This is a genomic window from Xenorhabdus lircayensis, assembly GCF_016306625.1.
Classification (GTDB): domain Bacteria; phylum Pseudomonadota; class Gammaproteobacteria; order Enterobacterales; family Enterobacteriaceae; genus Xenorhabdus; species Xenorhabdus lircayensis.
The window spans coordinates 1-11,209 of the sequence record NZ_JACOII010000015.1 but is presented as its reverse complement, the minus strand read 5'-3'; the positions used below and the strand labels follow the sequence as shown (position 1 = coordinate 11,209).

8 protein-coding genes are annotated in these 11,209 nt (G+C 42.1%); 5 read left to right on the top strand and 3 right to left on the bottom strand.

Going from position 1 to position 11,209, the window contains the following annotated elements; genetic code table 11:
- Window positions 1-208 precede the first annotated feature (208 nt).
- From metA to H8A87_RS02170, 5 genes are all read left to right on the top strand, one after another.
- Window positions 209-1,138 (top strand): homoserine O-acetyltransferase MetA, encoded by a 930-nt coding sequence (gene metA / locus H8A87_RS02190; protein ID WP_198688376.1) that lies wholly within the window; start codon window positions 209-211, stop codon window positions 1,136-1,138.
- 312 nt (window positions 1,139-1,450) lie between these two features.
- A complete protein-coding gene (gene aceB, locus H8A87_RS02185; RefSeq protein WP_232370032.1) occupies window positions 1,451-3,046 on the top strand; it encodes a malate synthase A in 1,596 nt (531 codons plus the stop codon).
- A 57-nt stretch (window positions 3,047-3,103) separates the two neighbouring features.
- Window positions 3,104-4,411 carry an isocitrate lyase gene (gene aceA, locus H8A87_RS02180; RefSeq protein WP_198688375.1) on the top strand — a complete coding sequence of 436 codons (1,308 nt, stop codon included), beginning with the start codon at window positions 3,104-3,106 and terminating at the stop codon, window positions 4,409-4,411.
- Window positions 4,412-4,593: 182 nt separating this feature from the next.
- Entirely contained in the window at window positions 4,594-6,342 is a 1,749-nt protein-coding gene (gene aceK / locus H8A87_RS02175; RefSeq protein WP_198688374.1) for a bifunctional isocitrate dehydrogenase kinase/phosphatase, read from the top strand.
- Window positions 6,343-6,607: 265 nt separating this feature from the next.
- Window positions 6,608-7,168, top strand: coding sequence for a hypothetical protein (locus H8A87_RS02170; protein ID WP_198688373.1), 561 nt, complete (start codon window positions 6,608-6,610; stop codon window positions 7,166-7,168).
- A gap of 184 nt (window positions 7,169-7,352) precedes the next feature.
- On the opposite strand, the gene H8A87_RS02165 is transcribed toward H8A87_RS02170, so the two are convergent.
- The 3 genes from H8A87_RS02165 to iclR all read right to left on the bottom strand — a co-directional run bounded on the left by H8A87_RS02165 (window position 7,353) and on the right by iclR (window position 10,911).
- Entirely contained in the window at window positions 7,353-7,994 is a 642-nt protein-coding gene (locus tag H8A87_RS02165) for a bifunctional 4-hydroxy-2-oxoglutarate aldolase/2-dehydro-3-deoxy-phosphogluconate aldolase (protein ID WP_198688372.1), read from the bottom strand.
- Between the two features lie 53 nt (window positions 7,995-8,047).
- A complete protein-coding gene (gene edd, locus H8A87_RS02160) occupies window positions 8,048-9,886 on the bottom strand; it encodes a phosphogluconate dehydratase (RefSeq protein ID WP_198688371.1) in 1,839 nt (612 codons plus the stop codon).
- Window positions 9,887-10,080: 194 nt separating this feature from the next.
- Window positions 10,081-10,911, bottom strand: coding sequence for a glyoxylate bypass operon transcriptional repressor IclR (iclR, locus tag H8A87_RS02155; RefSeq protein WP_198688370.1), 831 nt, complete (start codon window positions 10,909-10,911; stop codon window positions 10,081-10,083).
- Window positions 10,912-11,209: the final 298 nt, after the last annotated feature.

Sequence of the window (11,209 nt, the reverse complement as noted above, 5' to 3'; positions counted from 1 at the left end):
ACCGGATGGCTTTTTTGCGTTTAGAATTTTCCAGCACCCCTATATATACTTTTCCTATCACCTCCTTTATTACTCTTTCTTATTTCATAGAATAAAATGAAATAATTTCATCTTTAGTACAATAACTCGACATTCCTCTCACCTTCTGGTTAAATTTGGCTATCTAGAAGTCTAAATGTGTCAATTAGAATAGTTGAGGTTTCGAGTAATGCCAATTCGTGTACCAGATGAATTACCTGCGGCAAATATCCTTCGCAATGAAAACATCTTTGTTATGACGTCAACACGGGCAAATATTCAGAATATTCGCCCATTAAAGGTATTGTTACTTAATCTAATGCCAAAGAAGATAGAGGCTGAAAATCAGTTTATTCGGTTATTATCTAATTCTCCGTTACAGATTGATATTCAATTGCTGCGTATCGATAGTCGTCAATGTAAAAATACCCCAGCAGAACATTTAGATACCTTCTACTGTGATTTTGACTCAATAAAAGATCAAAATTTTGATGGATTGATTGTTACAGGCGCTCCTTTGGGACTCGTTGAATTTGAGGATGTGACTTATTGGGATGAAATTGAAAAAATTGTTACTTGGGCGAAAAATCATGTCACTTCGACACTTTTTGTCTGTTGGGCGGTTCAGGCTGCATTAAACGTTCTTTATCATCTTCCAAAGTATACTCGAACGACGAAACTATCTGGTGTTTACTCTCATTCGACTTTAGATCCTCTGGCATTACTAACACGTGGATTTGACGAGACTTTTTTTGCACCTCACTCGCGTTTTGCCGATTTTCCTGAATCGGTGATTCGTGATCATACGGATTTAGATATTTTAGCCGGTTCAGAAGAGGCCGGTGCTTATTTATTTGCCAGCAAAGACAAAAGATTAGTATTCGTGACAGGCCATCCTGAATATGATGTAGGTACATTAGCCGCAGAGTACTGGCGTGATCGAGCCGCTGGTTTGGATCCGGAACTACCTGTCAATTACTTCCCGAATAATGATTCTGATAATAAACCCGTTGCGGCTTGGCGCAGTCATGGTCATTTACTATTTTCAAATTGGTTGAATTACTATGTCTACCAAATCACGCCATATGATTTGGCTTTTATGAATCCAACCCTAGATTGAATACTATTTGAATTTGAAATAGGAAAATGAGAATTTGCTGAAGCGAGCCATTTCTCATTTTGTTAATTTTCTTTTCTCTATTGCCGTTCACCACTCATTCGTTATTTCTTATACATAACAAAAAGTTAACATTTTTACGCCTATTCTTTTGGAATTTACTTCCCTGTTTTTTCTATCTTTAAGTCTTCTTAATCATTTGATTTTATTTAGTTAATTTTAAAATATAAAAATAATGGAAATGGTTTTTGATTTATTTTTAAGATTGATTAATCTTAATCAGGTTGGTATTCAAAAGTTGAGGAGTGGGGGATTATGCAGCAGGTGTTAGCAACCAAATTAATCTTTATGAAGCCTTTCAATGAGGCAGAAAATCAGGTTTTATCACCTGAATCTATTGATTTTTTAGAGGATCTAATTGTCAAATTTTCTGACAGGCGTACAAAGTTATTGGAAGATCGTGTACATGGGCAGAAAAAAATAGATGATGGAATGCTACCTGATTTTATTTCGGAAACAATTTCCATTAGAGAGGGTGATTGGAAAATTCAGGGAATACCCGACGATCTCAAAGATCGCCGTGTTGAAATAACAGGTCCTGTAGAACGTAAAATGGTCATTAATGCTTTGAATGCAAATGTAAAAGTGTTTATGGCAGATTTTGAAGATTCATTAGCTCCTGAATGGGATAAAGTCATCAGTGGGCAAATTAACTTACGGGATGCCGTCAATGGTACGATCTCATACACCAATGAGCAGGGTAAATGCTATGAATTGAAAGCAGAACCCGCAGTATTGATTGCTCGAGTTAGGGGACTGCACCTGTCAGAGAAACATGTCCTTTATAAGAATGAACCGATTTCTGGTGGATTATTTGATTTTGCACTTTACTTCTACTTGAATCATAAAAAATTACTGGAAAAAGGCAGTGGCCCTTATTTTTACTTGCCTAAAATACAGAGCTACCATGAAGCACAATGGTGGAGTGATGTTTTCACTTTTACAGAATCACGTTTCAATTTGCCAAAAGGTACCATTAAAGCTACGGTTTTGATTGAAACATTGCCTGCTGTATTCCAGATGGATGAAATTCTGTATCACTTACGTCACCACATCGTTGGCCTCAACTGTGGACGCTGGGATTATATTTTTAGTTATATCAAGACACTGAAAAATCATGCTGCTCGTGTCTTGCCGGATCGCCAATCCGTTACGATGACACAACCTTTCTTGAGTGCTTATTCTCGCTTGCTAATTAAAACCTGTCATAAACGTGGTGCGTTTGCGATGGGAGGTATGTCGGCATTTATTCCTAGTAAAGATCCTGAGCAAAATCAGCGAGTGTTGGACAAAGTCAAAGTAGATAAAGAGCTGGAAGCCAACAACGGTCATGACGGTACATGGGTTGCTCATCCGGGGCTTGCAGATATCGCGATGATGGTCTTCGACACAAAACTGGGAGAGCGTCAGAATCAACTGACTGTTTTGCGTGAAGAAGATGAAGTGATTACGGCGGCACAATTGCTCGCATCTTGTTCGGGAGAAAGAACAGAAGAAGGGATGCGCGCGAATATTTGTGTTGCTGTCCAGTATATAGAAGCATGGATTTCGGGGAATGGGTGTGTACCGATTTATGGCTTGATGGAAGATGCTGCTACGGCAGAAATTTCCCGTACTTCTATTTGGCAATGGATCCGCCATAAAAAATCACTTTCGAATGGTAAAAAAGTGACAAAGGAACTGTTTAAGGAAATGTTGAAAGAAGAGCTGGACGTGATTAGACAGGAAGTTGGAGAACAGCGCTTTAATCAAGGGAGATTTATGGAGGCTTCTGCCTTGATGGAAAGAATAACCACACAGGACGATTTAATTGATTTCCTGACGTTACCAGGCTATCAGTTATTAGATTAATTTTAAAACAATAATGGCAAAAATATCCGATTACTTAAGAATAGGAAGTAGAACATCATGACCATTTCCCGAAAACAACAGATTGCTCAATTGGAACAAGAATGGAAACAACCGCGTTGGGAAGGTATTACTCGCCCATATAGTGCTGAGGATGTCGTTAAATTGCGTGGTTCTATTAATCCTGAACACACTTTGGCGCAGATGGGAGCGAAAAAGTTGTGGGAATTGTTGCATGGCAAATCGAAAAAAGGCTATGTGAACGCGCTTGGTGCGCTAACTGGTGGACAGGCACTTCAGCAGGCTAAAGCGGGTATCGAGGCAGTTTATCTTTCTGGCTGGCAAGTGGCGGCGGATGCAAATACTGCCTCCAGCATGTATCCCGATCAATCATTGTATCCCGTTGATTCTGTTCCTAATGTGATCAAACGTATTAATAATAGCTTCCGTCGTGCAGATCAGGTCCAATGGTCGAATGGTATCGATCCAGGCGGTCAGGAATACATTGATTATTTCCTGCCGATTGTAGCTGATGCGGAAGCAGGATTCGGCGGTGTATTGAACGCATTTGAATTGATGAAAGCGATGATTGAGGCTGGGGCGGCTGCGGTTCATTTCGAAGATCAATTGGCAGCGGTGAAAAAATGTGGGCACATGGGCGGCAAAGTTTTGGTCCCTACTCAAGAAGCCATCCAGAAACTGGTAGCTGCACGATTGGCGGCTGATGTATCCGGTGTACCAACTCTATTAATCGCACGTACTGACGCAGATGCAGCGGATTTGCTGACATCTGATTGTGATCCTTATGATAGTGAATTCATTACGGGCAAACGGACTTGTGAAGGCTTTTACTGTACTCGCGCAGGCATTGATCAGGCTATTAGCCGTGGGCTGGCATATGCTCCTTACGCTGATGTTGTCTGGTGTGAAACCTCTACACCGGATATTGAAGCGGCTCGTCGTTTTGCCGAAGCCATCCATGCAAAATACCCGGGTAAATTGCTGGCATATAACTGTTCCCCATCTTTCAACTGGAAAAAGAATCTGGATGATAAAACTATCGCCAGCTTCCAAGAACAACTGTCTGCCATGGGGTATAAATTCCAGTTCATCACGCTGGCGGGCATACATAGCATGTGGTTTAACATGTTTGATTTAGCCTACGATTATGCTCGTGGCGAAGGTATGAAACATTACGTTGAAAAAGTTCAGGAAAAAGAATTTGCTGCTCTTGAGCGTGGCTATACTTTCTCTTCACATCAGCAGGAAGTGGGAACGGGATATTTTGATAAAGTAACCACTGTTATTCAGGGAGAAGCCTCTTCCGTTACCGCACTGACGGGATCAACAGAAGAACAGCAATTCTAAGTTCATGATTCTACCCAATAGATTTCGAGTTGCAGCGCGATGGCAAGTAAGCGAACTAGCTAGTGACTGGGTGAGTGAGCGTAGCCAGCAAAGCAGCAACTTGAAAGATGAAGGGTATCTATTGATATCATTGGGGGATTCCATAAGGAATTCCCCTTTATGTGTCGGATAAGGTGGTTAATGTGGCAATAGATCTCGCACATTTAATTGCACAAACCATTTTGCAGGGATTTGATGCGCAATATGGTCGATTTCTGGAAGTCACTTCTGGTGCACAACAACGTTTTGAACAGTCGGATTGGCACGTGGTACAGAGGGCCATGAAAAAGAGAATCAACTTGTATGATCATCATGTTGGATTGGTGGTGGAACAGTTGACGCGCATTCATGGCTCATTGCGACACGATGAAGACTACATTGCTGAAGTCAAAGCTGTTTATACTCGTTTACTGCCTGATTATCCCCGTTTTGAAATTGCAGAAAGTTTTTTTAATTCGGTTTATTGCCGTTTGTTTCAGCATCGTAATCTAAAGCCAGAAAACCTATTTATCTTCTCTTCTCAGCCCTCCTGCCGTTTTCGCCAGATTTCTCGTCCATTGTCTCGGGATTTTGTCCCCAACGGTAATCTCGCATCAATGCTCCGAACAATCTTAAATGATTTGCCATTGCGGCTTAAATGGGAGGATTTGGAACGGGATATTGCGTACATCACTCAATACTTACAGAGCACCTTTTCCCAACATGATTTATTACAGGCCACGTTCCAAATTGCCAATGAATTGTTTTATCGTAATAAAGCGGCATGGCTGGTAGGAAAAATCAGGATGGGGGGCACTGTTTATCCGTTTTTACTGCCCATTCATCACGACGAGTCAGGAAAGATCTTCATCGATACCTGTTTGACCCATCACGATGATGCCAGCATTGTTTTTGGTTTCGCACGCTCCTATTTTATGGTTTACGCGCCCTTGCCGGCGGCTTTAGTCGAGTGGCTGCGTGAAATTTTGCCAACGAAATCTACGGCTGAGTTATACATGGCGATTGGTTGCCAGAAGCACGGTAAAACAGAATATTATCGTGAATATCTGACATTCATTAATTCCTCTCCAGAACAGTTTACGATTGCTCCGGGCGTCAAGGGCATGGTGATGCTGGTTTTTGCTTCCTCTTCATTTGATCGCGTATTTAAAGTGATTAAGGATAAATTTGCGCCCCAGAAAGAAGTTTCCCAAGAGCGGGTTCAGGAATGCTACCGTCTGGTAAAAGAGCATGATCGTGTGGGAAGAATGGCTGATACGCAGGAATTTGAAAATTTTGTCATCGATAAACGCCATATTAGCGCTGAATTAATGGAGGAATTGCAAAAAGAGATATCGGCAAAATTTGAAGATCTGGGAGATAAAATCCTGATAAAACATCTTTATATGGAACGTAAAATGATACCGTTGAATATTTACATGGAACAAGTCAATGAAGCGCAATTGAAAGATGTGATAGAAGAATACGGAAACGCCATTAAGCAGTTAGCAGCAGCAAATATCTTCCCCGGTGATATGTTGTTTAAAAACTTTGGTGTTACGCGCCACGGTCGGGTGATTTTTTACGATTATGATGAGATTTGCTACATGACCGAAGTGAATTTTCGGGATATTCCTCCGCCCCGCTATCCTGAAGATGAGCTGGCTAGTGAGCCTTGGTACAGTGTTGCTGTTAACGATGTTTTTCCAGAAGAGTTCAGGCATTTTTTATGTATTGACAAGCGTATCCGGTGTTACTTTGAAGAAAGTCACAGTGATTTATTCAAAGCAAACTACTGGCGGGCATTGCAAGAACGTATAAAAAATGGACATGTGGAAGATGTCTTTGCTTATAGCCGTAGGCAGAGATTCAGTCAGCGTAATGACATGAATGAAATAGGAAATAAAAGCTGAGATATAGCTCTTATCACATATAAAAATAATGTTTTACTGAATGATAAAAAGTAGGGGTTGCAGGATATTATTATTAAAATAACGGGCTATTCATTTATTGTTTTTCAATGATATGATTAACAGTGATAAAATTCATTCTAATAAACGTGATTTTAATAAACATGGTTTTAATAAATATAGTTATGCTAAAAATAATCCCGTAATCTAACAATCATAATTAGTAGCGTTAATAGAATGTTCTCAAGTAATATTTAGGGAGGAAAAAATGGCCCAGATCATTTTATACGGCGATATTCTGCATATTAAAAATAGATATGCCAACGGTAGTTATCTTGATACTTATGGGCAAGCAACTTCACTAGGCGAAAAATATAATGTTGTTACTTCTGTTTCACCAAATCGTGATACGGGTTCCGGTTCATGGCAAATTTTATCCGCTGAAGGTAAAAGTTTAGGGTCAGAAGTTTACAGTGGGGATACCGTATTTCTATTGAATTTCTACCGAAATAATGGAGGATACCTGAGAGTCAGTGGTAACGCTCCATCACCAGAACTCTATAATATTTACACCGCAGATAGGCCCGTACACTCTCTTGATACCGCAATATGGCATATTTTTTCAGATACGACCAATGAGTTTGATGGCAAAGTCCGTGAAAGTAATATCATCCGTTTACTGAATAATTTTAACCATGTTCATGGTGGATTTCTTGATGTTTGTTGGCTGGCAAATCAACCAGAGGCAGTATATAAAGTTTATACCTCTCTGCTATTAAATAGAGATAATGGCAGTAGTACATGGATATTATCAAAAGCCATTAATTAATGGTAATATTGAAGATTGCCTTATCTTTTTTTATTAAATTAATTGTGATTATTCTCGATTATCTGAATAATTTTTAAATGGAATTGATTAATTTTGGGGAGCACTAGGTAATCAATGATTGATTTTTCAATGCGGAAATTCTGAATAAGTAAATTTCCGCATAAAAAACATTTAAATAATCAAATTATACTTTTGCTCCTGCAATTGCAGTACGCGCCAATTCTGTGATCTGGGCGTAATCTCCTTTTTTCAATGCATCACCCGGTACCAGCCATGAGCCACCAATGCACAGAACACTATTCAATGCCAGATAATCTCGATAGTTTTCAGGAGAAATACCACCCGTTGGGCAGAAACGTATTTGCGGGAATGGGCCGGCAATCGCTTTCAGGGCCTTAACACCACCGTTCGCTTCTGCTGGAAAGAATTTGCAGCATTTCAAGCCATAACTCATCCCTAGCATCAACTCAGAAACAGTGGAGATCCCCGGAATCAGAGGAATAGAGCCCGCTGTTGCCGATTTTAACAGCTCGTTAGTCAGTCCTGGGCTAATGGCGAATTGAGCACCTGCTTCAGTGACGGCAGACAATTGTTCGGGATTAATGACTGTACCTGCACCGATAATCGCTTCGGGAACTTCTTTAGCAATAAGGCGGATGGCTTCTAATGCACACTCAGTTCTTAATGTCACTTCCAAGACACGAACTCCGCCAGCAACCAGCGCTTTTGCCAAAGGAACGGCGTGTGCAATCTCATTGATAACAATAACAGGGACGACAGGTCCCTCAGTCAGAATATTTTCGGCGGTTGTTTTCCAATTATTCATTAGCAGTTTCTCTCGTTAAATCAGAATACAAGGGATTTAAAATCCCCTGTTTATTAAAATTTAATACAACATGCCCCTTGTTCTGCACCCGAAAGTTGGGTTCTCAACGCACCAAACAGCTCACGGCCACAGCCGATATGTCCTTCACTTAAGTCTGGCTGATACAGTACTCTTTGTGCCAGTTCTTGTTCATCGACCAGAAGAATCAGTTCTCCAGTGCGGCCATCAACGCGAATCACATCACCATCCTGTATTTTTGCCAACAATCCGCCTGTTTTAGCTTCTGGCGTGACATGAATGGCTGAAGGTACTTTACCGGACGCGCCGGATAAACGCCCATCAGTGACTAAAGCAACTTTAAAGCCACGATCCATCAAGACACCCAAAGGTGGCATCAACTTGTGTAATTCTGGCATCCCATTCGCTTGTGGGCCTTGATTGCGGACAACCACAACGCAGTCACGATTCAACTTACCCGCTTCAAAAGCAGGAGAGATATCATGCTGGCTATTAAAGACGACTGCGGGAGCTTCAATAACCTGATTATTCGCCGGAACCGCAGAGGTTTTCATTACTGCACGGCCCAGATTTCCGGTCATGACTTTCGTACCGCCGTGCTGTTCGAATGGTTGTTCAATGCGGGCAATAACCTTGCTGTCTAATGAAGAGCACGCACCTTCACGCCACGTTAATTGACCTTCATTAAGCCACGGTTCTTGAGTATAACGCTCCAGACCAAACCCCGCTATAGTATTAACATCACGGTGCAGCAAGCCTTTTTTCAGTAATTCGCGAATGACTAGCGCTACTCCGCCGGCTGCCTGAAATTGGTTGATATCTGCTGGCCCATTTGGGTAAATGCGACACAGTAGAGGAATAATTTCTGACAATTCAGAAAAATCATCCCAGTTAATGATGATCCCAGCGGATCTTGCCATCGCAATGAGATGCATGGTCAAGTTGGTTGATCCCCCGGTTGCCAGCAAGGCAATAATGCCATTGACGATCACTTTTTCATCGACCATCAGACCCAATGGGAGATAATTACCTGAAGTTTCAGTCAGACGTGTGACCTGATGTGCGGCAGCATTATTTAAGGCTTCACGCAATGGTGTATCAGGATGGACAAAAGAAGCGCCCGGTAAATGTAGCCCCATGACTTCCATCACCATTTGGTTGGAATTGGCGGTGCCATAAAAAGTACAGGTTCCGATGCTGTGATAAGACGCAGCTTCAGCTTCCAGCAGTGCTTGGCGATCGACTTTACCTTCGGCATAAAGCTGGCGAACGCGAACTTTTTCTTTGTTCGGTAAACCACTGGTCATTGGCCCTGCGGGAACAAAAACAGCAGGTAAGTGACCAAATGACAGCGCAGCCATTACCAGACCCGGGACAATTTTATCGCAAATTCCCAGATACAGAGCACCATCAAACATATTATGGGAAAGTCCAACGGCAGCTGACATTGCAATAACGTCACGGCTGAGTAGGGAGAGTTCCATGCCATCCTGGCCTTGTGTCACACCGTCGCACATGGCTGGAACCCCGCCGGCGACTTGACCGACAGCACCAATTGCTCGCAGGGAATCTTTTAACTGTTGTGGATAGTCTTCATAAGGCTTGTGGGCGGAAAGCATATCGTTGTAAGAAGTAATAATGGCGATGTCATTATGCACCATATTCTTCAAGGCGATTTTTTCGTCATTCTGACAGGCTGCAAAACCATGAGCCAGATTACCGCATGCCAGTTGTGCGCGCTGGACGGTTTTTGAACGAGCGGTTTCAATGCGTACCAAATAATGGCTGCGAGTCTCTTTTGAACGTTCAATGATACGTTGTGTAATGCGCGCGACAGTTTTGTTGGTAGCCGTGCAGTTCTGGTTTGTTGTCATGATTATTGCTCCCGACACCACAATGGAATGTGGCTATTGCTTCATTGTTACCGGTAACATTGTTAATGCAATAATCAAAGGATGCAATCAACTTTTGCCGACTACGTACTTTATCTGTGATCTACATCAATTTTTAAAGCTGAAACGTAACAGCTTGTCAACAAAACAGCCTTTTAGACTAAATTTTGGCAAAATTACTTAATTCCACCGTACTCTCGGCTGATCGCTTTTGCTGCACGCATAACAAGGGCGCCGAGTTCAGTAACACGATCATCAGAGATGCGTGATATCGGGCCAGAAATGGAAATAGCGGCAAAGGCTTCATGATGTTCATCATAGATACAGGCGGCAATACAGCGTAACCCTAGCGCGTGCTCTTCATCATCAAATGAAAAACCTTGCTTGCGGATCTGTTCAAGATTTTCTGTTAATGCGGCGGCTGTGGTGCAGGTATGTTGGGTATAGGCGTGTATTCCTTTCTTATGCAGCAATTGAAGGCGCTTTTGTTCAGACAGCGTAGAAAGCAGGGCTTTTCCGGCGCCGGAAGCGTGCATTGGTAGTTGACCGCCAATCGGGGCGGACATTCTCATCAGCGCATTGCATTGTACTTGATCGACAATCACGGCTTCATATTCATCAAGATTAAGGATGGCAAGATTGACGGTTTCACCGGAATCTTCCATTAACTGGCGCAATATCGGATGAACCAGCACCATCAAATTGCGGCTTTGCAGAAAACTGCTGCCAACTACAAAAGCATGGGAAGCAATCACCCACAAACCCAGATCACCTATCTGGCGAACAAAACCGTGCTGTTGCAAAGTGGTCAAAAGACGATGGGTGGTGGAGTTAGGTAGACCGGCTTGTATGGCCAGATCAGTCAGGGCAACGCCGATGGGTGAATCGGAAATGTATTCCAAAAGCGTCAGACCTCGGCTTAAAGACTGAACTTGACCGCTTGCTACGGCACTATTTGCCATCGTTTTAGTTTTTTTTGTGCGTTTGCTGGCAATGGCTGTGCTCATAAGATGCCCTCTGAATAATCGTCTGTTTGCAGCAATGGTGGCTGCGATGGACAAAAAATGGAATTTATTTTCGTTTTCTTATTATGGATGATAAAGAGGGGAAAAACACATCCGATGTGTGGACAGTGGGAAAACTAAACATGGTGCAACCATGAGATATCCAATTTATTTACATCAAGCGACGACGGATCATTCTCCGGATTTGTGCCAGACGGTATCGGTTGTTTCTTTTAGCCCGATAAAATATCCTCTTTGCAAAATTGAGAAAACCCGCGCAATGAACTGACCCCATAAAGTT

Excerpts from the sequence above, each read along its gene's own strand:
- metA (WP_198688376.1), top strand. The coding sequence starts at position 209 with ATGCCAATTCGTGTACCAGATGAATTACCTGCGGCAAATATCCTTCGC.
- aceB (WP_232370032.1), top strand. The coding sequence starts at position 1,451 with ATGCAGCAGGTGTTAGCAACCAAATTAATCTTTATGAAGCCTTTCAAT.
- aceA (WP_198688375.1), top strand. The coding sequence starts at position 3,104 with ATGACCATTTCCCGAAAACAACAGATTGCTCAATTGGAACAAGAATGG.
- H8A87_RS02170 (WP_198688373.1), top strand. The coding sequence starts at position 6,608 with ATGGCCCAGATCATTTTATACGGCGATATTCTGCATATTAAAAATAGA.
- H8A87_RS02165 (WP_198688372.1), bottom strand. The coding sequence starts at position 7,994 with ATGAATAATTGGAAAACAACCGCCGAAAATATTCTGACTGAGGGACCT.
- edd (WP_198688371.1), bottom strand. The coding sequence starts at position 9,886 with ATGACAACAAACCAGAACTGCACGGCTACCAACAAAACTGTCGCGCGC.
- iclR (WP_198688370.1), bottom strand. The coding sequence starts at position 10,911 with ATGAGCACAGCCATTGCCAGCAAACGCACAAAAAAAACTAAAACGATG.